The organism is Haloechinothrix halophila YIM 93223 (genome assembly GCF_000504245.1).
Taxonomy (GTDB): domain Bacteria; phylum Actinomycetota; class Actinomycetes; order Mycobacteriales; family Pseudonocardiaceae; genus Haloechinothrix_A; species Haloechinothrix_A halophila.
In genome coordinates this window covers 2,707,724-2,731,913 of record NZ_KI632509.1, presented here as the reverse complement: position 1 = coordinate 2,731,913, position 24,190 = coordinate 2,707,724, and the positions used below count along the sequence as shown (strand labels likewise).

Here is a 24,190-nt window from a genome sequence, read left to right as displayed (position 1 = left end):
CCAACGCGGTCACTCCCGCTCCATGCAGAACAGAGATCGGTCAAGGGTTCGGCGGTCGGGGACCACGTGGAGGTGCTCGTGGAACACGGTCCCGACGGCTCGCGAGGCCATGCTCGCCTGGTCGGTGGTCGACAGGTCGGCGCGGTTGGCGTGAAAGATGAAGTGGTGGGCAAGGATCGCGCGGAGTCCGCGCTCCAGTTGTCCCCATCGTGCGAGGGTGGCGAGTTGCTCGCCGGCAGTGATGAAGGCGGATAGCCACGTGGCCGGCAGGTGGTCGGCCAGGCCGCGAGGGTCTGCGGCCATCAGGGTTCGTATCCCGTGCCGCAGGCGTTGTGACCTTTCCGGGGTAGCGGTCTGGGTGGGGTTGGTGGGCCGCAGTGCGGTGACCTTGGCCCAGGTGTCGCCCTGCTCGAACCAGTCGAGCCCAGCGGCTCGCAGCATGGCGCTGTACAGCAGGACTGTGGTTTCGCGTTGCCCCAAACCCGCTGTAGGTACTGGTTCCCGTACGCGAGCGAGGACGTGCTGACTGTCCTCGTGGAAGAGGGTGTGGGCGATGTCCATTCCTGCGCGGCCTCCGAAGGCGAGGGTTTCCGGCTCGTAGATGCCGCGGGTCCATCTCGCGACGTGCCCCCTGGTGGCGAGGTCCGCGAGGAGTAGGTCCACGGTTTTGGAGCCCGGGTCGGTTTGCTGGCAGCGCAGCCGCCATGCGGGGGTCTTGCGGATGTACCACCAGCCGCGCAGCTCGCCGACGTTCAACGCGTCGTCCAGGGCTGGTGCTAGTTCACGGGCTGCGGTGCGCAGGGCATCGGCGGGGTCGGCAAACTCGATGAGGTACTGCTGCCAGCCGGTGTCTGGTGGCGCCTCCAAAGGGGCCTCCTTCGCGGAGTTCAACAAGTCGGGTTCAGGCGAGGAGCATGCAGCGGTCCCACGCTGGGGGCGCGCCATCCTCGGCGGTGGCGATGGTGTGCAAGGCGAGCGCGATGCCGGCCAGTCCGTCGAACAGTTCGGGGTCAGCGGCAGCGTTCGGCAATTGGGCGAGCAGGCGCGTGGTGAGTGGCGCCAGTTCGTTCGCGATCTCGTCGGTAGTCGCATCTCCGGCCATTCGCCAGGCGGACTGCAATGCGCCGGCCGTGCCATGGCAGAGCCCGACCTCGGTGAGCTGGTCAAGTTGTACGGGGTCGCGCAGGCTGGCGAGCATGGCCTGCTCACCGGTGCGTTGCAGATCGTGGTCGCCGGTGGCGATCGCCGCGAGTTGGACGGCGCGTGCCACCCCGGGAGTGCCGTAGCACCACGACGGCCGTTGTCGACAGGATGGCTCGACACGGCCGGTGCGGGCGTGGTCGCGGGTGATGTAGCCAGGCCACCAGGGGCCGGATGGGTGCGCTTGCTGCCAGGTGTCCAACCAACCGCGGATGCGCTTGATCGCGGCCTGTTGACCGTCCACGCACACGCCGCGAATGGAGGCGAGTGCCAGCAGAGCCAGCGGGGCGGCGATGCCGTGCGACATCCCGACGTTGCCGTGCCCGCCAGGGAAGTCCGGCGAGGGCTCGCCGGACAGTGATGTCTCGGTCCACCATGGCGGTAGGTCGTCGTGGCGGCCTGGCAACGGCTCGGTCACCCGCACGAGGGCGGCCAGCACGTCGCGTGTGACGTCATGTTCGGGGTGCCGACGAAGGTGGTAGGCACCAAGGCCAGCCAGGCCGCGGATGAGGTCGAATTCGGCGAGGGTTGGCCGCTCGCCGGAGTCCCTCCGCGAGTGTGCGGCGTCGAGGCGGCGACGCGTGATGGCCGTGGTGCTGACGTCGAGTGCGGAGAGCGCTTTCTGGTAATCGCCGGTGTGGTCGGCCGCCACGCTGATCGCGAATGCGACAGCGGGGGCGCCGAAGTAGAGGTTGGCGTTGTGGCCCGCGGTCAGCTCGTCGTCGGCAGCCATTGCCAGCCAGGCGTGTGCCGTCGTCCAGTCGCCGTGGCCGGTGCGGGCACGTTCGATGTGTAGCAAAGCGATGCCGACCGCTCCGCCAGCGAGCGACTGGCGGTTACGTCGGGCACGCGTAGCGGTGTCGGTTCGGGTTGGAAGAACCCAGTGCGGGTCGGCGAGCCGGTTCGCGATGTCGCCGGCGGCGGCCAGGGCTTCCGGGAGATAGCTGTTCATCGGGTTCCTTTGGAACGGATGGACCAGCTCATTGCGGCGGCGCGGGCCAGCCGTCGGCAGGTTCGTTCGGAATCTGGGTCGATGCCGATCATGCGGGCATGGTGGAGGTGCAGCAGGTCGGACAGCACCGACACAACTGACGTGGGCCCACCGTTCCCGCCCGGTATGTCCCCGTAGCGGATGATCGCGTCCCTCCGCCGGGACCAGGCAGCCGCGATCTCCTGGCCGCCAGGAACCGCACGCAGCGGGGCGCAGTCGTGTGGGTTCGCTAGCGCCAGTGCCTCGTCGTGCACGCGACGATTCAGAGCTGTGCCTCGGCCTGTGCGGAGAGTGTTGTTGATCCAGCCGAGGCCGTCGTCGATGTCGTCGGTGACGGTGATCGCGAGGTTGACCATGCTGGCTGCGACCAGGGCGTGCGGGTGTGGCCCGCTCGTGTGGTGGGTCGCGTTCAGTTGGGCGAGCACGACGGTGGAGTCGGACGCGAAGACCTCTTCTGCGGCGGTGATCGCCGCGCCCGCGCCAAACCGGCCAATCTCGGGGTAGTAGGTGTCCCATTGGACGTGTTCGAGCAGGCCACTCTCCCGCAGGTCGGCGGTCCATTCCGCGATCCGCTGCGCGGTGTCGGCGAAGTCGTGGGCGGCGTCGAGGTGTAGGCGCAGCCGTAGGTGCGGCTCGGGGTCCTGGTAGCGCAGGAACCACCACTGCGGCGGTTCGCTCCAGAGCGACAGCAGTCGGGGCAGGTGCCGGGTGAGGATCGCGGTCTGACGTTCCGGATGGCCGTACAGCTTGACGTAGAGCCAGTCACAGCACCCGGGCTGATACCCGTGCGTCCGACCTACCGGACGAGATGCCCGGGATCGGCGCGGACGGGGAGGGGCGGTTGTGGTCAGGGGTAGGACGACCTCGTGTGCGCGGCCGTCGATCCACCCGAACGCGGTGGCGTCGGGCGCTTCGCGGATCGTGGTCTGGCCGTGCCGTTCGAGTTCGGCGGCCAGCAGTGCGAGGTGGCTGGGTTCGGTCAGGTCGAGGCGTAGCCGACGGTCAGATTCACCGACGTAGACGGTGTCGGGCACACGGTATTTGTTCCGCCAGGTGGCCAGGTGATCCCGCCATCGCGTGGGCGACGTGGACCTGTCCGGGAGGTCATCGGCGGTGAGTGTCCACATCGCGGGCGAGAGAATCGAGCGCCTGTAGCGGACCCTCGGCAAGAACGGCAGTCGACCGGCCACCGTGCCCCACGAGAACGGTGCGCACGAAGCGGTTGCCGAGGTGGCGATCTCGCACAGGAAACGCATCATCGGATGGGCGTGGTTGGCGAACTCCACTGCGCTGAACACCAACGGTTCCACCGGTTGGTCGCGTGACATCGAGATCAGGTAGAGCCGGTCGGCGTCTGCGCTGACCGCGAGATCGTCCAAGGCGACGACGTCGTCACCGCCTGGATCGTGGTCGGCTAACGGCAGGTGGGCGGGAAGCATTAGCGGGCTGCGGATCACGTTGTCGGTCCGCAGTCTGGCCGCCGGGCCGTGAACCTGAACCGGTAACGCGCCCTCGCTGACCGTCGGCAGGTGCGCGTAGGCATCGCGCATTCGGTCGCGGTCTTCGTCGGTGAACAGGTCGAGAAAGCGACCTGTGGTCGTGCCGGCTGCTCTTGCCCCACCGGTGACCGCGAGCTGGAAGTCTCCTTCAACGAGAGCGTTCGGGGTCGCGGCGTGGATACGGAAACGCAGTTCGGTGTGCGGCTGCACCCGGTACTCGTCCGGATCGCCCACCGCCAGGCGAGCGATCATCGCATCGTCGAGCACGATCTCAGTACCCATCAGCGCGGACTGCTGAGCCCAGCGCAGCAACGTCAGGTCGCGATCGGACACACCTGCTGCCGGAGTCGTCCGGTATGAGCCCCGATAGCCGGCCGGATAACCCAACCCGCTGTCGAGGTCGACCAATTCGGAAACGGGAACCAGAGCGCCGATGCCATAGCGTTCGCAGAAGCGCCGGTGGAAGTCCCGCCATGCCGGGGAGCCGGACGGGTGCGGTGCGAGCCGGGTGAGTGCCGCGGCAGCCCTGGCTGCTTCCCGAGTCACTGCTGGTGGAACGGTGACTTCACCGTCGAGGCGGAGATCGACCGCAAGCGGCCGCTCAACGCGGTGGAGGTTGGTCATCGTCCGTGCGGCGGAGAGGCGGAGCTCGTGTTGCTCGACCACGCCGGCCTCGTTGTGCTTGTCCAGTTCGGGCAGGAGAGCATGCAACGCGCGGTATGTGTCGGCGACCTCGGGAACCTGATCGGCGCTGACCTCGGCGAGGGCGTCCACGAGGTGGTGCAGGGGCTCGGTCTCTGTTGTCGGCGGCCGGAGGTTTGTGATCAGCATGCGCTGAGCGACCAACCCCGCGAGCATGCGATGGATGATCTCTGCGGATCGGTCCGGGTAACGAGCCGCGAGTTGATCGGCAAGGGTCAGGAAGCGGATTGGTTCCGCTGTCGAGTGCATCGCCGCTTGCACCGCGTCGGTGTGTCGAACGGACACCTCAGCAGGCTCGTGTTCGCCGCCCTGTGGCTGGCACGTGGCGACCAGTCGCCCATCACGGACGAATGCGAGGTTGTTCCGAACGACGCGCAGCCTCCACAGCAGAGCCGGGGCATTCTCCAGGCGCCTGACAATAGATTCCAGCCATTCAGCGTCGACCCGCGCAACGGCACGATGCCGCTCGGCGAACCGCACGACCGGCGTAGGGCCGATCCGTGCGGGGGCCACACCGGCGAATAGCCCGAACGGAGTCGCGCGATGGGAAGCCCGCAGCGCATACCGAAGGACAGACAGCACCGCACGGCGTACGTCCCGCACACGTATCCGCTCGCCCTGACAGATCTCCCGCACCTGCCGTGCCAGCACCGGACTGGCCGCCTCTACGCTCAGCGCGAAGTCATCACACGACCACACCTGGCGTAGCCAGCGCCTCCACTCGGTCGCCGCCTCCTCGTCGGTGGCTGCACGTTCAGGCCACGGAAGCGCGGTAACGGAGTCGTGCCCGGTAAGCGCGGCCGCTCGCACGACTGCCGCGTCGATAGGTTCGTACATCGAACTCCCTGTAATCAGCCGATGCGGTGGCAGGACACGAATGGTCCTGCCACCGCATCGGCGTCGCGGCCACTCACCGCGTGTCGGGTTGATTAGCAGCCGCTGTTCGGGCACGCGCTTTGGCACGTGTGTCCGCAGCCGTCGTCGGTGAGCCGCATCAGCTCATCGAGAACCGGGCCGGACTCGACGATGCTCACGTCGAGATCGAACTCCGAATCAACTGCCGACTCGGCGACCTGATCCATCTGAATCGTCACGCACTTGCCTCCTTTCTCCGAACGGAAGTTTCGGTCAGTGATTGCTGTCAACGAGGCCAGGAGATAACCACGCGGGTGTGCTGTTTATCGATGACCCGTCCGCTCGGCAGGGCGTCGTCGGACGTCGTTGCGGGGAAGACCTCGATCCGGGCCCCTGGGCCGCCGCGGTGGTTGCGGTCCCAGGCGCGGACCTGTTCGATGTACTCCTCAGCGAGCGCGTCTGCTTCGGGGCCATGGGCGATCACTCCGAACTCGAAGCGGGTGCCATCGGTATCGACTGGGCGTGCCGCTGCGCGGTATGCGAACGACTCGTCCGTGAAGATCGCTTTGGCGCCCATTCGTGCGCTGCGTGCGACGAGGCCGGAGTCGATGGCCTCTGCGGTCGCTGTGAGCAAGCCGAAATCATCCGCGACGGTGGCTAGCCACAGATCCATGTCATCGACCGGCTCGACACCGCCGACCTCGACACCGGACCATCGTTCGACGCGCGAACCGAACAAGGCCGCGCGCAGGGCATTGCCGTCGGTCGCTCGGCTTCCGTCCACGCGCAGGCCAACCCTGCCTTCGTCGAGTTCGATGAGCTGCTCGGTGTGGGCGCTGGTGCCTTGCATCGGCACGAATCCGCACAGCCGGTAGCCATGGCTAACGAGTCGTTCACCGTCGTCCTCGAAGGCGACTGATCGAGTCAGCCCGCGCATCCGAAGCGGCACCACGACCCGCCCCCCGACGGTGAGCTGGTCCGACCATGCCGGCGGGATGTCCCACGCGCCCGCCGTCACGATGATCCGGTCGTACGGGGCGTTCGCGGGCGCTCCGTGCTCGGCATCGGCCTGGACCACATCTATCTGCTTGTAGCCCGCCGCAGCGAGATACTGCTCGGCACGTAGGACGATGTCCGGGTCGATGTCGACTGATGTGACGTGCCCAGATGCGCCGACCAGTTCACCGATCAGCGCGGCGTTGTAGCCACCGGAGCCAACCTCGAGCACCCGCATGCCCGGCTCGACCTGTGCCTGTTCGAGCATGGCGGCCTGAATGTGCGCCTCCGACAGCGAGCTCAATGCAGAACCGCTGGCATCTCGTTTGGTCACGATGGCCCGAGTCGGGTGGTAAACCTCCTTCAACGGTTCACCGGGAACGAACGCGTGCCGCGGCACCGCTCCCATGGCGTCGGCGACGCGGTCGCTCGTAATCGCGCCCAGCTTGCGTAGCTCGGCGACCATGGCTTCACGCAGCGCGTTCACGGAGGTGTCCACGTTCAATGTCATGCGGGTCCTCTCAGCTCGTCCGAGCTCGTAGTGGTTGCTGGTGTTCGAGGTGCGTCCAACGGCGCTTCGGGACGCTGTTGACTCCAGCACGCGCATGATTGCGCAGTGCAAGAGTGCGGGATGCTAGTTCCGGGTTTCCTTCCAAACATGGCCTCAAGTGGAAAAGTGGGCCACACGCTCGACGCACTCACGAAACGTTCGGGCGTGTCACCCGGGCTGGTCACTGGCATCACCCTCCCTTTGGGCGACGGGCGGGAGGCCGGACGATCACCGTGGAGCGCTCGGCGTCGGTCACCGTCAGTGGTTCCGGCGCGGCGACGTCGCGCGGTGGCCGGTAACCGTCGTGAGGTGCGCCGTCGGCGTCGGGGTGCGGCAGGTACTGCAGCGCATTGAGCGCGTCGAGCACGCTTCCGTAGTAGTGCCAGGTAACGTGTTCGGGACGCCAGATGTTCGCGCGCTCGTCCCGTGGGAGGCGGGCAGCTTCGGTGCGGTCGGCACCGCGAAGGTGCGCCACGTCGATGAAACCGGGCCAGAACCGCACCAGTACCAGCGCTTCCGGGTCGTGCGGGGCGCCCACAATGTGGGTCGTGAATCCGTTCAGGCTGGCCCACCGCAGTCGCTCGACTGTTTCGGGTGGATCAATCCTGCGCTGCACACTGACCACCTTTCGTGTACGGGCTCGGGCGCGGCGTCGGGCGGACAGGTAGCGGAGCGGTATGTTTCGTCGCTGCCTGTCGTACTGCTTCAGCGGTGTCCCGTGCTTCCCATCGCGCCAGTTGCACGATCGCCAGCAGCGCGGCGACATGGGACATGATCACGGACACAGCACGCATCAGCCCTGCCCATCGCGTCGGCTCGTTGTTCGTGCGAGCACGTCGCGGTACACCGGCAGGAACCGGGACAGCGTGGGTGCGGTCGGGTCGGGCAGTAGGGGAAGGTCCGGGTCGGTGATCGGCCACAGAGGGCTGAGCTGCACCGAGGCGCGGTACAGGTCGTCTTTGGTCGTGCACTCAGCGGCTGGTGTCGCGTTCATGTGCTTGTCCACCCCCAGCCGGCTGACTCGAGCAGCGAGGTCGAGCGTGTGCGGTGCCTACCCAAGGCGACCATTCCTCGGGAGGTTCCGCTTGTGAGCGCACCTGGTCGTGAGCGGCAGCCCTGCTGGAGGTCGGGGCATCGACAGCAGGGCCGCCGCCGTTCTGGGTGAGCACGTGCGATCTCTGTGCTCATCGCGGGCGAGTTCCAACGTGACACTGTGGCGCCTCCGGTCCTGTGTGGTGCCTGCTCAGATTCGCTAATTCCAGGCGCGCACAGTGGGGCCATTGCGGGGCTACTACGGGCCAAATGGAGGACATCGTGGACTGATCGTTTCTATGTCTGGCGAAGACTGGCTACCGTGTCCGACAGGAGGATGACTGATGGCCCACAAGTCCCCGCGCACACGGCTTGAGCAGCTACTTTGTGCCCAGCGATTGTCCCTGCGCGAGTTCCTGAAGGAGTTCGCAGCGCAGGCGAACAAGTGCGGCGAGGGAAACGCCCATGTGTCGGAGCGCCAAGCGAAGCGGTGGCTGCGTGGTGGTGCCCCGCTGCCTCGCTCGGTGTCGTGTCGAGTTCTGGAACAGTGGTTCGGCGAGCCCGTCGATCGGCTGCTTGGGCCGCCCGAGCTTGAAGTTGCGAAGCGTGAGCCGACAGAACAGGAACTGATTGTGAATTCCGCACGGGAGTCGGTAGAGCATGCGATCGAAGCGTCGTCGGCACTCGATCCCTCCGCGCTCGAACACCTGCATGCTGCGGCTGCTCATGCGGCGCGCTCGTACTACATCACGCCGCCTCTGTCGATGCTGACGAACTTGGTCGAGTTGCGGGACACGGTCTACGAGCAGTTGGACAGGACGCACAAGCCGCGCCAGCAGGCCGAGCTGTACCTGCTTGCAGGCCAAGTCTGTGGCTTGCTCTCGTCTGTTTCCTGGGACCTGGGACATGCGGACGTTGCCGAGGAGCAGGCGCGAGCCGCACACACCTACGGCAGTGTGATCGACCATCCATCGTTGCGCGCGTGGGCACGGGCGCTGCAGGTCACCGTGTCATTTTGGTCGGGCCGACCACGTCGCGCCGCCGGTATTGCGGAAGCCGCCCTGGCCGAAGCTCCCGCCGGGACGGCAAGCGCCAGGTTGCACAGCGTACGGGCGCGGTCGCTCGCGTTGATCGGGGCACGCGACGAAGTTCAGACGGAGTTGGAAGTGGCCTCTGACGAACTCGATCGCGCGGGCGATGATGCCTTCCTCGACGAGATCGGGGGCGAACTCGGGTTCGATCGATCCCGCCGCGCGCTGTGCGCGGGCGCTGCGTTCGTAGCGCTCGGGGACGGCGAGCGCGCCGAACGAGAAGCGCTCGGCGCGCTCGAGATGTTCGGTCAGCTACCCGAGGACGAAAGGTGGGTAGCCGGGGAACTCGGTGCGCGGGTCGATCTCTCAACCGCACGTACGCTGCATGGTGATCTTGCTGGCGCGGAAGACGCACTCACACCTGTGTTCGCGCTCGAACCCGCGCGCCGGACCGAGGCACTCTCGCAACGGCTTCAGGGGCTCGGGCGGATCCTCGGGACCGCTCGGTACCGCAATGTCGTCGAGGCGCGACGTATCGGCGAGTCGATCGAGTCGTTTACGGCCACCAGTCTCGCGCGCGCGACCTCGCGGAAGGCGATCACGGCCGGAGACTGAGGCTATTGCGGAGAAAGGGGCACCGAGATGGCGAGGAGGGAACTGGCCTCTCCGCGTGCTCAGGGTGATGTCCTCACGATCAGTCTCAGACCCCGCAGTAATCCATCAGGCGACGGACGAGGGCCGTGCCTTCAGGCCGGGACACGTCCGAGTCTGTGGGCGTCGGCGTCCCGGCTTCGAGCCGTATCCTGGAAGGGTGAAGGCATCGCTGATCGCGAACCTGAGCTCGAGAACCTGCTCGACCAATGGGCCGACCTGCTGGCGGATCTCGATCAAGCGTGGAAGGAAACGAAGGATCAGCTGGGGTCAGTGTCCGAACATTCCCCGGCGAAGCGCGCGGACGATGCGCTGGCCCACGCCAATCCGCTGTGGGAACAAGACGAGGCAAGTGGTGCAGGCCTGGACGCGATACAGGTGATCGACGCCGCATCGATGCATGTCAAGGGACTCAGGTCGCTCGTCGCCGACCGAACGTTAGAGGTTGCGCCGTGGCCGTTGGCGCGGGCCGTTGTTGAGCACGTAGCACACGCGGCATGGCTCCTAGAGCCCGGCATCACACCCAAGGCGCGGATGGCGCGACGATGGATGGGGCGTCTTGCAGCCGCGCACCGTTTCCGACGGCTGGCGGGTGCCCGCAAGAAGTCCAAGGCCGAGGAGAAGGCCGCGAAGCGGGCGCGCGACGCCGTGCGCAGCGAGTTGCTGAAACGATTCCCGGGAACGGACACAACCTGGGACAATCCTGCTGATATGCCGCTGTGGAATGTCGCTGGCGAAACCTATCCCAGCCTCAGTAAGCAGTGTCTCGGCATCAGGAAGCTCGGTGTCACCAACCTGGACGGACTCTACGACCTGCTTTCCTTTGTGGCTCATCCCAACCCGATGGCGTTATCACTGCTGGTAGATCGGCACGAGGCCAACGGCCGAGTCGAGTTCCGCTACCGCTACCAGCCCGAACAGTGGGTCCGGACCTTGGAACTCCCAAGTGCACTGATGTATCGCGCATGCCAAGCCGTTTGCAGCTACTTCGCACTAAACGACCAGTATCTCGAGGCTTGGGCAGATAGGTTCGAGTCAGTGTCAGGCGGGTCCGCCTGACCAGGTAGTGGACCCTCGGTGATGGATCACGCGATCGCAATCAGCCGAAGGTCTCACTGGTACTCCAGGAAGGTGCGCAGGGCACACTCTGTCTCGCCGCTTGCCCTCAGCAGCACTTGTAGGTAACTCTTGGCACGGTACAGCTTGGCGTCGATGGGTCGTCGAGCGTGGCGAGGGCGGCGCGGAGTTAGACCTCGATGAGGTCGAGATGGCCAGCGGCTGCGGCCACACTGAGAAAGCGATGGCGATCGGGAGCGACCGCAACAGAGACCTTTACGTCGCTCCGCAATGGTCGAGCTGGTAGGCGTCCCACAGGCCGAGAATGGCTTTCTCCTTGGCTGGGTCGATTCCTTGTTCAGCCGCGCGTTCGTGGCTGATGCCCTCGCCACCGGAAGTCAGCCACTCCCAGGTGTCTGTGACGGTTGCTTCCAATGACCGTGGTGTCAGTCCTGCCGCGAACGCTCGCGAGGAGTCGACGTTCCACACGCCCCCGTAGGTGCGCCAGAGCGGTAGTTCGGTCCACTGCGCAACGCCTTGTTCGGTGAGCCACTGCTCGTCGGTTACCCATTCGAACTCGGCGTCCGAGTCGGTCACAGTCCGGCAGGCTGTGAGAAGGTCGCTCATGGACGCGCGTCGGGACGCTGTAATGTTGAATGTGCCGACCTGACCTGCTGCGGTACGCAGCGCGAACGCAGCAACGTCGCGCACGTCGACAGGTTGGATGCGCCGGTCAGGCCGGCCGGGGGCCAGCACCCGTCCCCCTTGCCGAACTCTGCTGAGCCACCAGGGCAGTCGACCCACGTACTCGCGGGGGCCGAGGACAACGCCTGGCCGAAGCAGCGCCGTCCGTTCAGCGCCGAAGGTTTCCAGGACTGCGCGCTCACATCCGGCCTTGGTGAAACCGTACACGCTGGGTCCGGGATCGCCGTCGTAGCCGAAGTCGGCGCCGGCGTCTGAGGGGCACTCCAATACGGCCGAGTCTTCGGTCAACGGATCGGTAGGCCATCCCTGGTAGACCGAGACGGTTGAGATGAATGTGTAGCGCTCGACGACGGGTTCGAGTGCGCGGGCGACCGCGAGCGTTTCGAACGGCACGTAACCGGACGTGTCGATGACTGCGTCCCACGGCCCTGACCGCGCCAGGCGTGCGAGATCATCCGGGTTCGTGCGGTCTCCCCGAACTAGGCGGACGCCCGAGGGCTCCGCTCCCGAAATGCCGCGCCGGAACGTCGTCACCTCCCAGCCGTCGGCCAACGCGTGCTCGACAACGGCGCGCCCCAAGAACCACGAGCCGCCCAGAATCAGCAATCTCCTCACACCCACCATCCTCGCGAACGCTGCCTGGGATGCTCAAGCCGGCCACCGGAGCGCGACAATGCTGACATGATCCACAGCGAGTGGCGGCACACGAAGACACCGGTTGAGGCGCGCGGCGGCCTGGTCACGGCCCGCCATCCAGCTGCGGCAGCGGTTGGCGCGCGCGTTCTTCACCACGGCGGGAACGCACTGGACGCGTCCATCGCGGCGATGCTGGCCACGGGCGTGGCTCAGCCCTTCGCGACCACCATCGGCGGCGGCGGGCTACTGACGGCAGCGACGCCCGACGGGCGTGCGTACTCAATGGACTACCGCAGCGAAGCACCCAGCGACGCGACACCGGACATGTTCTCCGCTGCTCAGGTCATCCCGGGACTGTTCGGTTGGGCCCTACCCGGCCGGGTCAACGAGATTGGCCACCTGGCGATTGGTGTTCCGGGCGCCGTTCCCGGCTACCAAGCGGCGCACGGTGAGTTGGGACGTCTGCCGTGGCAGGATGTTATGACCCCAGCCATTGAGCTTGCCGGGGAAGGAATCGAGACGGACTGGTTCGGCTCACTCATGCAGGGCGTTTACCTCGACCAGCTCCTTCGCTACGAGACCACGGCACGGACATTCCTCCGCGATGGGCAGTACCCGCACCGCCCGGCTACATCAGCGCCTGGTGACCTGTTCTGGCAGCCACTCCTCGCCACGACGCTGCGCGAGGTCGCTGACGGCGGCCTGGACGCGTACCTGGCCGGTTCGGCCGCCGATGCGCTGAGCACCGAGATGGCCACCCGAGGTGGCCTGATTACGCGTACTGACATCTCGTCGTACCAGCCCCGATTGACACCGCCGGACAAGATCGCCTATCGCGGGTATCGAATTCTCGGGCCAGCGCACGGCGGGCTCTACGGCCTACTCTTCGGCGTGCTCCAACTCCTCGACATCGCAGGCACCGACACTCTCGCCCCACGGCGCCTGCACCTCGTCGCAGAAGCCATCCGTCGATGTCGACACGTCGAAAACGTGCACGCCGGGGACCATCAGAGCCCGGTATGGGTCGAGCACCCGACAGTCGCCACCGAGATCGCTGAGACCATCGATCCTGACCGTCGCACCGACGACTGGCGCGACGCATGGTGGGCGCAGGGCCAAAGCTCAGCGGAGATCAGGCCCGAAGGCACCGCCCACGTATCGGTCATCGACGCCGACGGCATGGCGGTCAGCCTCACCGAGACCGTCCTCGGCGCGTTCGGCTCCGCCGTCACAACGCCGGCAGGCATGCTGCTGAACAACGCGATGTTCGGATTTGTGCCTGTGCCGGATCACCCCAATTCGATTCGGCCAGGCCACCGGCCGCACTCCAACATGACCCCGCTGGTTGTTCTGGATCAATCCGACAGCCCGATCATCGCCGCGGGCGCATCGGGCGGGCAGCGGATTTCCGCCGCCACGGTGCAGCTCGTCACCTACTTGCTCGACCAGGGCCTGGCGCCCCAGGACGCTGCGAACACGCCTCGCCTCGACGTACACGGTGACCGCGTGCTTCTCGACGCGAACATCCCCGCGACCGTCGCTTCCGACCTGGACCGACGAGGACACCACGTCCAACGCGTCCACGACGATCTGACCACCTTCCACTTCGCCAATCCCGCCGCTCTGACCGTCAACGAGGACGGCGTGATCCGCTCGGGCCTGAATCCGTTGCACCTGACTGCGGCATGCGGCCTCGATGACGCGTAAGTCCTGCCGGGAGGCTCAGTTCGGTGTCCGGCTGGATGTCCTCAATGTGGCCTACTACGGCCTCCGCACGACCTCCACGGCGGCAACGGCGGGGCAGGCGGCACACCGGAGAGCCTGTCGGCCACGGCCGGGCGTTTCAGGGTGAGGCCTGGCGTTCTCGCTATGACAATCGCCCTCGATGACTCCTACGAGCGGCTTCGGGCTCAGAACGTGTCGAAACCCGCGGCGCTTCTCAGGTTTCCCGTGGCCGCAACGCCGAGGCCGCCACGAGCTGATCGGTTAGCGCGAAGCGATGTGATCGACCGTCGGCGTAACCAATCGAGTAGTTGACCACGCCGACCCATCGACCGTCATATGCTCGCTCCCACCGACGGAGGTACCCCGGCACCTCGCCGCGCAAATCGAGTCCGTCGACGACGGTTCGGTGGCCGTCGTGGGGGATATGCGCAAAGACGTGATCCAACTGCACCCACACCGGCTTGGGACCTCGGGTGGTGCCGTGCAGCGGGCATCGCTCTACTCGTCCGTCGCGAACTTGAGCACACTCGCAAGCGAACACATATTCGATCGTACTACCACGGCTAGCTCGCGCTATCCCGCGCTATCTCTCGCCGAGTTGCGCGAGCGCACGTCGGCGGCCAGCCCATTCGGCGGTCTGCCACGCCTCAGGCATCGCGGCCAGCGACTCGGCCGCAGTGCGGCTCGCGGATTGGGCGTCGCCCAGCGCGTCCAGGACGAACGCCCGTTGGCCTAGGAAGAACTCTGGTGTGTACCAGTAGCCAGCCTCGGGCAGATTGTCGGTGTCGATCCGCTCGACGAGCTCGTCGGCGCGAGAGAGCGCATTCACCGCGTCAGCGCGGGCACTGCGGGAATATACTTATTGAAGCTCGCCTCCCGATGGTGAGATAGCGAGTTCGCTCGGCGTCACGCGGGGGCATCGCCACGCGGGGGCATCGCCGAGAAGTTGTCGTGATGCATTCAGTCGTTTTTGCTCGTAGCGGCGGGTAAGCACCGGCTGCTCTGCGGTCACGCTGGCCCGCAGCTCGCGCAACCGCGTTACCACATCGGCCGTGATGGTAACCGGCTCGTCGTTGTTGATGCCGATTGCCATCACGCAGTCGTCGGGATACGGCTCCGCCGAGCGGAGGTGGTGGCCGTAGATCTCGAAGTCCGTGGGCCAGTCGCACTGGTCATCGTGTCGCATCGTCACCCTTCTGCGTCTTTGGTGCCGACCGTGTGCCAGTACGTTCCGGCTCGTACTCGCACAATGGAGCGGTTCTGTGCAGGTCGTCGGAGGCGAAGTCGCCGTTGTGGTCGCAGGTTGGCCGTTAGCGTGGTCGGTGCGGGTCGCCGCGCTGGGCTGCATGCCGCTCCCACCGTGGAGGTTCGCCACGTTGGACGTCCTGGGCGAACCGTTCGGTGTCGATGCGATCGCTGATCTCCGCCACGGTCGTCCCGGGTGCTGATTGCCGCTGCATTCGTCGGCGTTTCCGGAGTCGCTGGGCCAGCTCGTATGCCCCGATTCCGAGCGCCCACAACGCGGGCGCTGCCATGATTGTTAGCACGTACGCCAGTGCAGCGTTCATGCATGGCTCACGCTGGTGTTGTCGGTGTGGTGTCGGGTATGCGAGGGGCTGTTATCACACCGTGTCGCTGGTGCACGTGTCCTCGCAGAGCGGTGTGAGACAGCTGGCTCCTGGCACGGAGTGCTCGGCGACAAGCTGATCGGTGTTCCTCTGGTGGGTTGCATCCGTTTCCGTTTCTGCTGGTCTGCGCGGCGGGAGGTGTGCTCGCCGGACGGAGCGACAGGGGTAGGCGCGACCTCGTTCAGGGCGGCGGTGAAGGGGCGGCCGACTCGTCGGCAGGCTCGGACGTCCCGGCAGGGATCACCAGCCCACCCGCGTGGGCACGCAGCAACTCGGCCAGCTCCGTCAGTAAGTCTGCGAACTCGCGTTGCCGCTGCGGCGTCATCCGGCCTTCCAGCAGCGCGAGGGCCACGTCCGGCACCTTGCCATTGATCGCGGCCAGCGCGGAGAGCAGCGCCTTGGTGTCCGGCTCCAGGACGTGCGGGTCGTGTGGTGCCATCTATGCGGTCCCCGCGTCGTCATTGCGATCGCTGTCCGTGACGTCCGCTGCCGCACCGTGGCACGCTGCGGGTGCCCGCTCGGTCTTGATTAACGGCGTCGCGCCTGTGCGGCGCCGCTCGAAGCGCAGTCGGGTGACGACGGTGTTCACGGTCGAGAGGTGACCACAGGTCATTACGACCAACGTGTCACTACCGGGCAGTTGGAGGGCGTCGAAGGCGGGCGTGATCGCTGGCCGGATGAGCGCTTCCGGGGCAACGCCGATGTCGCGGAACATCGCGCCGAGATGCCAACTTTCACGCTCACACCACGCGACAAATTTGGCTTCGTACGCGGCGAGCGTCGGCGTTTGGTTGGTGGCGGTACGCAGATAGTCGTACACGACCTGGAGTGCGTCGGCGGGTTGCTCGCTGCGGATGTCTTGGTCGATCGGCACGGCTAGAATCTCTCCCGCAGCCGGAACGCCAGCCGCAACCTGCGAACACGGCCAGCGCTGCGTGCAACAGCCGCACTGCTGAGCGCGGCCCGGCTCGACGGACGGAACGTGCTGGAGGAACGCCCGCGCGATCACGCAGTAGGGCTGCGCCGGTTCAGGCACGCGGGGCTCAGCCCGCGGTCCCAGGGCATTGCGGCCTCGATACCAGGTGCGCGGCACGGCGAGGGGCTGGGTGGGCATCGGATCTCGGTCTCCGTCTCATCCGGGGCGTGCACTCTTTATGTGGGTGGCACCCAGCGCCGGGCAGCCGTCGCAGCAAGACGCACGCCGGGGACGACCCGTGCGGGGAGGTCGCGTGCGGCGCGACCGGGACTTGGTCTCCCGGTGCTGAGTGCCTATGTGCAACCTTGGTTGTCACGGCGGGTTCGGGGAATGAACCGGTGTTGACCCCGTGTTGTACCCGTGGCGTTACGCTGTGTGTCGCAGCCGCGGTGAGAGAGACAGTGGGTATGACATGGCCCTTGTGCAACGCTGGACCGGACGGGAGACCAAGGCGCTTCGCCTCGCGATGCGCCAGACCATTCGTGGCTTCGCCGACTACCTTGGCGTCGAACCTCGCACTGTGGCCAAGTGGGAGCAACGAGGTGCCACCATCACCTTGCTGCCCGAGAGCCAGGGACGCCTCGACACAGCGTTGGCTCGGGTCCAGGACGACGTACGGCACCGGTTCCAGGCCAGCCTGCAACCTGAACCAGTCGAAGAGGAGGACGACACGAAACGCCGCGACGTCACCAAGCTGCTCGGCCTGACACTCGCGACGGCCGTGTCGCAACCCGCGCTCGACGTCCTTGAGCGGCTCGCCGCGCCGTCAGCTCCGCCGCGTGTCGATCCTGCGTTCGTCAACGGACACCGAGACGTGGCATACGCGTTCGCGAGTCTCTACCGCAGCGCCGATCCGCGTTCCGCCCTGCCAGTACTCGTCAACTACGCCGATGAGCTGCTGCCACTGCTCGACGCGCCGATGGACGATCACCTCAGAACGGATCTCGCGGCGATCGTGACCGGCGTGCATGCCCAGATTGGGCTGTGGGCATGCCACCTACACCGCCCAGCGCTTGCCTATCGGTACTTGTCGGCGGCCTGCCACATCTCGGAAGGCGTCTCCGACCAGCCCCTACAAGCGCGAGCGCTCGGCGCGTTCAGTTACTACTTCAGCTCAGCCCCACGCGGTGGCCACGGTGGTGATCCGCAGCGATCGCTCGCGTTGCTCAACAAGGCCACCGCGTTGGCTCAACGAGCAGACAGCTTCACGACCGGGTGGCTGGCAACCTGGCGGGCTGACCAGCACGCAACGCTCGGCCAGATTTCTGCGGCTCAGCGCGATCTCGACCGCGCCGACGCTGGACTCGACGCAGACGATGACGATACCGGTGTGGGGTTCTTCGCCCGCTCGACCTACGGCTACGGGATGCGGGAACACCGTGACAGCGTCCGAGCGTTCACGTTGGCGCTGGCTGGTGACGACGCGACCTCACACACCATGTTCGAGCACGTCGACTCCAGAGCTGCCAACATGCGTCGACGTATCGCCACGGCCGGCCACCGTGCCTTGGCGCATGCCAAGGTCGGTGAGCCCGACCGGGCGTGCGCAGAAGTAGCGCGTGCCGTTGAACTGGGCGTCGACCATCATTACGCAATGGGTGTTGAACGCGCACTCGGTGTCCGTGCTGGTTTCGATCCCTCGTGGTCGATCGTGCCCTGCGTTCGGGACCTGGACGAACGCCTCCGCCAACTCACCTCATAGAAGGGAGCCCGCTGCCTGTGGAGTACGTACGCCTCGGCTCGTCCGGCTTGAATGTCTCCCGCATCTGCCTCGGCATGATGAGTTACGGCAGTCGCGAGTGGCGGGACTGGGTGCTCGATGAGCAAGCCGCAGAGCCCATCGTCCGGCACGCGGTGGAGCAGGGCGTCATCTTCTTTGATACCGCGGATGTCTACTCACGTGGTGTGAGCGAGGAGATCACGGGCCGACTGTTGAGCAAGTTCTTCACCCGGCGCTCGGACTACGTGCTGGCCACCAAACTCAACTCGCCGATGGGCGACGGGCCGAACGACCGGGGCCTGTCGCGCAAGCACATCATGGACTCAATCGACAACTCACTGCGTCGACTCGGCACAGAGTACGTCGATCTCTACCAGATTCACCGTTGGGACTACGACACTCCGATTGAGGAGACACTCGAAGCCCTAGCCGACGTGGTCCGGGCGGGCAAAGTGCGCTACATCGGTGCGAGCAGCATGTTCGCCTGGCAGTTCGCTAAAGCCCAGTACACCGCCAGGCTCCACGGCTGGCCCCAGTTCATCTCGATGCAGAACCACTACAACCTGCTCTACCGAGAGGAAGAACGGGAGATGCTGCCGCTCTGCCGCGATCTCGGCGTCGGCATCATCCCGTGGAGCCCCTTGGCCCGAGGCTGGCTAACCGGCAGCCGTACGCCTGAACAACAGCCGCCCACGGTTCGATCCGGCACCGATGACTTCGCCCAGCAGCTCTACCACGATGCGGAGCTCGCGATCGTGGAAGCCGTGCGGCAGGTGGCCAGCCAGCAAGGAAAACCGATGGCCCAGATAGCACTCGCCTGGCTGTTGAGCAGGCCGGGCATCACGGCACCGGTCATCGGCGCCACCAAGACTAAGCACCTTGACGATGCTGTCGCTGCGCTCGACGTCGTGCTCAGCGACGATGCGGTGGCACGGTTGGAAGCGCCATACCACCCTCGCGAAGTTCGTGGACATTCTTGATACGCCGACTTACATCCGAAGGCTACGCACCGCAGTTCGGCCATTTCATCATTTCGCTATGAACGGGCACTCCAGTGGCGGCGCTAGCGAGGTCCTCAGAATTACGCCAGGCACGATCCCGCCAGCCGACGATAAGTGACGGTGGGCATTGTCGGAGCCCAACGGCGTCGTCGACGAACACTCGAGCACCGATAGAGAATCTCGGCAACTGTGGCAACGTCGTCGAGACGTATGAAGAGCACAAGGCCGAACTCGGTCGTCACGGCCTCGCTATCGGCCCGGGATTTGCGCAGCGCCTGCCGTCGGAGTCGGCATAGATGATTCGCCATTGGCTGCTGCCCTGAGGAAGGTGATGCACACCGGGTTTTACGCAGGCATAGGTGGTTTGCCAGAACAAGTGATCAACCTCGACAACGACGTTGTATCTGCCGCAGTGGTTGTACAGCGGCTGGTGGCCGTTGCTGCCTTTGTAGCCGATGTAACCACACGGGGCGCTGGCCTGCACGGTGCTGTCGGCGGCGGATGCCGGAACTGCGCACGTCAGAGCTCCGGCCGCTACTGCGGCGGCAAGGACGGCGCGGCGAATCGTTTTGGACATTTTGGACTCATCCTTCGTTTGATGAGCCGGTCCGTCGGACTCCACGCGTTCCTTGATGCCGACCTACAGAGTCGGCACCCCCTCCGGGCCGGCTCAGTGGGGCGACCCCCACGGTCGACCCGGTGGTTGACAACCTGGACAGATTGACGTCCATATGAGTTGCCTATTACCTCGACAATATTAATGCCTATGGTCACTATGTCAACTGATGTGGACGCGTCACTAAGGTTCGGAGGTGCCTCATGTCGAGGTGGCTTGAGCCGAGAGTATGAGTGCCAGACCAAAGGCCACCATCGTGCCGACCAGGAACCGTCGGCTTGTGGTTATCGGGATACCACAGGTGCTGCGCACCTTCACCACGGCGGCATACAGCGAGCCTAGACAGCACAGGTAACCCCAATGCGCTAACCATGATGGGACCCGGTACGTACAGGGTGGCCGAACGCCGACTCCAGGAGCGCGAGGTCGTCGGGTTGTCCGGCCCGACGCTGCTATACATCTACTTTGAGCTGCTGACCCGCGTGAGGACAACGGAAGCGAACAGCTCAGCCTCGCGTTCTTGCTCGGATGCGTAGACGGTGCGGCCCAGGATGCGCTGCACCAGCGCGGGCGACAGATTCGGAAGCAGGATATGGAGTGCGTCAGCGTTGGCCACGCGCTGCGCTTCGCCGCAGCCGGAACTGGCGGTGCCGTGGTTGAACAGCAGATGGCCGACCTCATGCATCACCGTGTGCTGCGATTGCAGCGGTGGCACGTTGTAGGCGCAGACGATGTAGTCGACCTCGACGGTGCTGATCCGCATTCCGCACGGTTGTTCCGCGCTCAGGTTGGCCGGGACGAGCTCGATGCGTTTGCCTCGCTTCTCGGCCAGGATGGCCAGGAAGCGATCGATGTCGAACGGGCGGGGAATGACCAGTGTGCCGATCATCTCCTCGCACCGTGCCGTCGCGTCGTCCGGAGTGATGCTCATGTCCAAGACCTCCCGTCTGACCCGGCGGTACCTCCAGAAAGGAGCAGATGCGAAGTCCCGCGCGCTCACGCATGATTCACCACGACGGCCATGGGCATGCCGTCCGGTTCTTGCGCGGCAGAGAGGAAAGCGGGCCCCATCCTGCGTCGTGCGTACAGCCGAATCCACTTGTGCCGGATCGGCCACGCCCCGAGTCGACAGGGAGCGGGCTGATGATCAGCGCGCGTAGAGCACGAAGATCAAAGCGATGTGGACGTCTAGTGTAAGTCGTAATCAACTGGCGTGGCCCAGGATTCACCCGGTCGTGCCATGGCCAGCGAGCGGCGTCAAGATCAATTAGCCTAGCTGCATGGAGAGCGAACTCGGACGATCTGTACTGGTAGTAGGGGCGAGCCGCGGGATTGGAGCAGCGATCGCGCAAGCGTTCACCGCGGGAGATCAGGTGGCCGCTACGCATCGTGGTTCGGGCGTCGACGTGGAAAAAGTTCTCGGCGTCCAGATGGACGTCACCGACCCGGCAAGTATTGAGCAGGCGTTCGACCAGGTCACGGAGGCACACGGAGCTCCGGAGATCGTGGTCTACAACGCCGGCATCACACGCGACACGTTGCTGTTACGGATGAGCGAAGATGACTACCGCGACGTGATCGAAACCAACCAGGTAGGGGCGTTCCGAGTGGTCCGCCAAGCGATTAAGCCGATGCTGCGCAAACGCAAGGGTTCAATCGTGCTCGTGTCGTCGGCGTCGGCGCGCGCGGGCGCCCCCGGCCAGGTCAACTACAGCTCATCCAAGGCAGCCTTGGAAGGCTTAGCTCGCTCCACGGCCAAGGAGTACGCGGCCAAGAACATTCGGGTCAACGTGGTCGCGCCGGGCCCGACCGACACCGACATGGTGGCAGCCATGACCGACCAGGCCCGCGAACAGCTGATCAGCGAGGTTCCTCTGGGACGCCTCGCTCGCCCCGACGAGATTGCCAGCGCGGTGAGCTGGGTCGCGGACGCCACCTTCGTCACCGGTGCCACGATCCCGGTCACCGGTGGCGCGGCGATGGGCTACTGATCGGGAGCTGGAGGGGGGAGTCGATGGCAAGCAAGGGACCGACGGAGGCGGCCAAGCAACAGCATGCGAACGAATGGGTGCTGATCGACGCCCGCCTTCAGTTGCTGTCGATCGGGTCCGCATTGTATCGGGGCACCTCGCCACGCACAGCGCTGGACCCGACCGCCCGACAGGTGCTGATCCCGCGGATGCGCAATGCCGCCGTCGATGGTCACACGCGCACCGACAGCGCGCGCCACGCAGGCCGGTTCTGGCGAACGCGGGTCACGCCGATTAAGGGTCCCGTTAGCGAGCAACCACTCGCCATCCTGGGCTGTTACGGCCCCAATGACACGGAGTTTCCGCCCGAGCCGATGATCGGGAGCTGGGAGTGGCGGGTCACACCGCCCGGTCCTGACCAGCAAATGCGTACCTACTGGTCACCAACCCTCTACGACGTCTACGGGATGCCTAGGCCAGGGTCCGACATGCCAGATGCGCCCCAGTGGCAATGGTGGGAGGGTCCACAGTGGCTCGACGAGCTGATCCTCGACAGCGACCGTGCGGAAATGCGCCGGGTGCTCGACGCCTTCATCCACGCCGAGACGGACGCGCTGTTCATTCACTCTTACCGGGTTCGCGCGCCAGCCACAGGAGAGGTCCACCGACTCCGGCTGTCCGGCCGCAGCTACGTCGCCGACCACGGGACCGACAAGTGGTTCCGAGGCGTCAGCGTCCGCGTGGCCGACGTCGCCGACGCGCCGCCGCCGAGTACCGCCGGCGTCATGGATGCGGCATTCGCATTGGCGGCGGATCCGCTGTGCGCGATCGACACGGAGTACGAGCACATCTACCTGACCTCGAAGAACTTTCGCGAGCTCGGGGTCAAGCTCCCTGCGCACCGGCATCTGCCCGAGATGATGCATCCTGACGACATGCGGGCCCTGCGGAACTTCCTCAAGGACACCGTCGCGCAACCCAGTGGCGCGGTCGGCCCGGTGCGGGTGCGGTTCGCCGCGATCGACGGTGGCTGGCGTACCGTGGCGTTCACTGGCACCGGCCTGCGGATCTCCAGCGGCGATCCGCATCACGTGCTGTGCCGAGTCACCCTTGCAGACCGCGACTGAGCCCAACCGGGAGGCTGACGGATCGTGGCCACCACCGCCTTCTCCGTATCCCTCGGCGTGCATACGTCGGCGTGGTGCCAGCGCGGCGGCTGGTTCGTCAACAACGCGGGCTGGATCTGCGGTCCGGAGAACACTGTCGTGGTTGACACCTGCGCTACCGAGGTGCGGTCACGGGCACTGCTCGCGGCGGCACGTTCGTCCGGGTATCCCGGTGCACCTGTGGTGGCGGCGCTGACGCACGCCCACGGCGACCACGTCAACGGCGCCGGGCTGGTCGCCCGGGGTGGAGGCCGGGTGCTGGCGACCTCAGCCGCCGCACGGGAAATCGCCGCCGGGCCGCACACCTACCCGGAAACCTTTATCTGCTGCTCGGGCTGGGGCGACATCACGCCGCCACCGGCGATCGAGACGGTCGCCGCGCCGCTGAGCGTGAGCACCGGAACGGTCGACGTCGAAGTGCTGCCCGTGCCGCAGACGGCCCACACCGCGGGAGACTTGGTGGTATGGGTGGCCTCCGAGGGCGTGTTGTTCACCGGTGACCTGCTGTTCCACGGAATGACTCCGCTGGCGTTGTCGGGATCGGTCCTGGGCTGGCTGGACGCGCTGGAATGGTTGGAAGGCTTCCCTGCCGCCCATCTGGTGCCCGGCCACGGCCCGGTGGCGACCCCGGCCGATAACGTGACCGGCACGGTCGCCGACTACTTGCGGTGGCTGCTGGATGCGGTGGCCGACGTCGACGAACCGGACTTCGATGCGCTGCACCGGCAGGCTTGTCAGCGTTGGCCGCATTGGGCGGAGGCCGAGCGTCATACCGTCAATCTGCGTGTGGCCCATGCCGAGACGCACGACTACCCGCTGGACTTCACCGGGACGCTGGAGGCCATGACCTCGGCGGCCGGAGGCGCACCGATCGGCCTGGATCTGTGACGTCTCATCCCGGTCGCTATTGCTGGTCTTTGTCGTTCTGCAGACTTTGCATGAGTTCGAGGACCTTCTGACGATCATCAGGGGTGAGGCTGACCGCGCGCAGCGCCAGCGCTGAGACGCCAGCGTCGCGGATAGCCACAGCCAAGTCGAGATCCGCCTGAATCTCCGCTGATCGCTCACTGTCGAGAAAGATCGCCGGGTCGACTTCGAAGAAGGCAGCTAGCGACTCCAAGTGGCGCTTGGTTGGGTTGGTCTTGACGCCGGAGCGGAGCTGGCGGACGTACTCCTTGGAAAAGGTGCCGCCCTCGCCGCGTCGCCGCAACCAGTCTGCGCACCAGCGTGCAACCTCCTCCATGGAGTGCTCTTTGCCGTTGGCCCGCCTAACGGTTCGGAAGAGCTTGTCGATGATGGCTGCCAGCGTCAGTGCCTCCGCCACGGCACCCGCCTCCTCAGTCGATTCGGAAACTCACGGACGCACCGTGCTCTCTTGGTTGCCCAACATAGATCATCAACCCGACTGCGTCCACACCAGTTGACATTCTGTGCATGAGGCATATCCTAAGTCTAGCGTGACGGCAACTGACGTGGACGTAATC

23 protein-coding genes are annotated in these 24,190 nt (G+C 65.8%); 8 read left to right on the top strand and 15 right to left on the bottom strand.

The window, feature by feature from the left end; all coding sequences use genetic code 11:
* Nucleotides 1-9: 9 nt before the first annotated feature.
* From AMYHA_RS12505 to AMYHA_RS12480, 7 genes are all read right to left on the bottom strand, one after another.
* Nucleotides 10-867, bottom strand: coding sequence for a thiopeptide-type bacteriocin biosynthesis protein (locus AMYHA_RS12505; RefSeq protein ID WP_051399819.1), 858 nt, complete (start codon nt 865-867; stop codon nt 10-12).
* A gap of 34 nt (nt 868-901) precedes the next feature.
* On the bottom strand, nt 902-2,152 hold the full coding sequence (locus tag AMYHA_RS12500) for a lanthionine synthetase C family protein (protein WP_034271188.1): 1,251 nt from the start codon (nt 2,150-2,152) through the stop codon (nt 902-904).
* Nucleotides 2,149-5,229 carry a lantibiotic dehydratase gene (locus tag AMYHA_RS12495; protein WP_034271186.1) on the bottom strand — a complete coding sequence of 1,027 codons (3,081 nt, stop codon included), beginning with the start codon at nt 5,227-5,229 and terminating at the stop codon, nt 2,149-2,151. Before AMYHA_RS12495 ends, AMYHA_RS12500 begins: the two co-directional genes overlap by 4 nt.
* Nucleotides 5,230-5,321: 92 nt before the next feature.
* On the bottom strand, nt 5,322-5,486 hold the full coding sequence (locus tag AMYHA_RS26410) for an FxLD family lanthipeptide (protein ID WP_231104725.1): 165 nt from the start codon (nt 5,484-5,486) through the stop codon (nt 5,322-5,324).
* A gap of 47 nt (nt 5,487-5,533) precedes the next feature.
* Complete coding sequence (fxlM, locus tag AMYHA_RS12490) at nt 5,534-6,754, bottom strand: methyltransferase, FxLD system (RefSeq protein ID WP_084037129.1); 1,221 nt, start codon at nt 6,752-6,754, stop codon at nt 5,534-5,536.
* Nucleotides 6,755-6,983: 229 nt separating this feature from the next.
* Entirely contained in the window at nt 6,984-7,409 is a 426-nt protein-coding gene (locus AMYHA_RS12485) for a hypothetical protein (protein ID WP_034271184.1), read from the bottom strand.
* A gap of 177 nt (nt 7,410-7,586) precedes the next feature.
* A complete protein-coding gene (locus tag AMYHA_RS12480; RefSeq protein ID WP_157362070.1) occupies nt 7,587-7,787 on the bottom strand; it encodes a hypothetical protein in 201 nt (66 codons plus the stop codon).
* A gap of 382 nt (nt 7,788-8,169) precedes the next feature.
* Here AMYHA_RS12480 and AMYHA_RS12475 point away from each other — a divergent pair, with 382 nt between their 5' ends.
* The gene (locus AMYHA_RS12475; protein ID WP_051399818.1) at nt 8,170-9,471 is read left to right on the top strand and encodes a hypothetical protein; all 1,302 of its coding nucleotides are present in this window, start codon (nt 8,170-8,172) and stop codon (nt 9,469-9,471) included.
* A gap of 27 nt (nt 9,472-9,498) precedes the next feature.
* Entirely contained in the window at nt 9,499-10,566 is a 1,068-nt protein-coding gene (locus AMYHA_RS12470; protein WP_157362068.1) for a hypothetical protein, read from the top strand.
* Between the two features lie 273 nt (nt 10,567-10,839).
* Here AMYHA_RS12470 and AMYHA_RS12465 read toward each other — a convergent pair whose 3' ends face one another.
* Nucleotides 10,840-11,883, bottom strand: a complete 1,044-nt coding sequence (locus tag AMYHA_RS12465; RefSeq protein ID WP_196776879.1) for an NAD-dependent epimerase/dehydratase family protein — start codon at nt 11,881-11,883, stop codon at nt 10,840-10,842.
* Between the two features lie 66 nt (nt 11,884-11,949).
* Between AMYHA_RS12465 and AMYHA_RS12460 the strand changes: the two genes are divergently transcribed.
* Nucleotides 11,950-13,611 (top strand): gamma-glutamyltransferase family protein, encoded by a 1,662-nt coding sequence (locus AMYHA_RS12460; RefSeq protein WP_034271173.1) that lies wholly within the window; start codon nt 11,950-11,952, stop codon nt 13,609-13,611.
* A gap of 601 nt (nt 13,612-14,212) precedes the next feature.
* On the opposite strand, the gene AMYHA_RS12450 is transcribed toward AMYHA_RS12460, so the two are convergent.
* The 4 genes from AMYHA_RS12450 to AMYHA_RS12430 form a co-directional block, all read right to left on the bottom strand.
* Nucleotides 14,213-14,458: a hypothetical protein gene (locus tag AMYHA_RS12450; RefSeq protein ID WP_051399816.1), complete on the bottom strand. Its 246-nt coding sequence runs from the start codon at nt 14,456-14,458 to the stop codon at nt 14,213-14,215.
* Between the two features lie 30 nt (nt 14,459-14,488).
* The gene (locus tag AMYHA_RS12445) at nt 14,489-14,815 is read right to left on the bottom strand and encodes a hypothetical protein (RefSeq protein ID WP_157362066.1); all 327 of its coding nucleotides are present in this window, start codon (nt 14,813-14,815) and stop codon (nt 14,489-14,491) included.
* Between the two features lie 623 nt (nt 14,816-15,438).
* Nucleotides 15,439-15,696: a hypothetical protein gene (locus AMYHA_RS12435; protein ID WP_034271166.1), complete on the bottom strand. Its 258-nt coding sequence runs from the start codon at nt 15,694-15,696 to the stop codon at nt 15,439-15,441.
* Complete coding sequence (locus AMYHA_RS12430; protein WP_157362065.1) at nt 15,697-16,266, bottom strand: hypothetical protein; 570 nt, start codon at nt 16,264-16,266, stop codon at nt 15,697-15,699.
* A gap of 379 nt (nt 16,267-16,645) precedes the next feature.
* Between AMYHA_RS12430 and AMYHA_RS12425 the strand changes: the two genes are divergently transcribed.
* On the top strand, nt 16,646-17,935 hold the full coding sequence (locus tag AMYHA_RS12425) for a helix-turn-helix domain-containing protein (protein ID WP_034271161.1): 1,290 nt from the start codon (nt 16,646-16,648) through the stop codon (nt 17,933-17,935).
* A 17-nt stretch (nt 17,936-17,952) separates the two neighbouring features.
* Nucleotides 17,953-18,933: an aldo/keto reductase gene (locus tag AMYHA_RS12420; protein ID WP_034271158.1), complete on the top strand. Its 981-nt coding sequence runs from the start codon at nt 17,953-17,955 to the stop codon at nt 18,931-18,933.
* Nucleotides 18,934-19,192: 259 nt separating this feature from the next.
* On the opposite strand, the gene AMYHA_RS27015 is transcribed toward AMYHA_RS12420, so the two are convergent.
* Both AMYHA_RS27015 and AMYHA_RS12415 read right to left on the bottom strand, forming a co-directional pair.
* On the bottom strand, nt 19,193-19,531 hold the full coding sequence (locus AMYHA_RS27015) for a DUF6355 family natural product biosynthesis protein (protein ID WP_157362063.1): 339 nt from the start codon (nt 19,529-19,531) through the stop codon (nt 19,193-19,195).
* A gap of 499 nt (nt 19,532-20,030) precedes the next feature.
* The gene (locus tag AMYHA_RS12415; RefSeq protein ID WP_157362061.1) at nt 20,031-20,459 is read right to left on the bottom strand and encodes an ImmA/IrrE family metallo-endopeptidase; all 429 of its coding nucleotides are present in this window, start codon (nt 20,457-20,459) and stop codon (nt 20,031-20,033) included.
* Nucleotides 20,460-20,850: 391 nt separating this feature from the next.
* Between AMYHA_RS12415 and AMYHA_RS12410 the strand changes: the two genes are divergently transcribed.
* Genes AMYHA_RS12410 through AMYHA_RS12400 form a run of 3 tightly spaced genes read left to right on the top strand, consistent with a single transcriptional unit; the run spans nt 20,851 to nt 23,594 of the window.
* Entirely contained in the window at nt 20,851-21,561 is a 711-nt protein-coding gene (locus AMYHA_RS12410; protein WP_034271156.1) for an SDR family oxidoreductase, read from the top strand.
* A gap of 23 nt (nt 21,562-21,584) precedes the next feature.
* Nucleotides 21,585-22,667, top strand: a complete 1,083-nt coding sequence (locus AMYHA_RS12405; protein ID WP_034271154.1) for a hypothetical protein — start codon at nt 21,585-21,587, stop codon at nt 22,665-22,667.
* 24 nt (nt 22,668-22,691) lie between these two features.
* On the top strand, nt 22,692-23,594 hold the full coding sequence (locus AMYHA_RS12400; RefSeq protein ID WP_051399814.1) for an MBL fold metallo-hydrolase: 903 nt from the start codon (nt 22,692-22,694) through the stop codon (nt 23,592-23,594).
* 16 nt (nt 23,595-23,610) lie between these two features.
* Here the strand turns inward: AMYHA_RS12400 and AMYHA_RS12395 are convergent, their stop codons facing one another.
* Entirely contained in the window at nt 23,611-24,030 is a 420-nt protein-coding gene (locus AMYHA_RS12395) for a hypothetical protein (protein ID WP_034271151.1), read from the bottom strand.
* Nucleotides 24,031-24,190 lie beyond the last annotated feature (160 nt).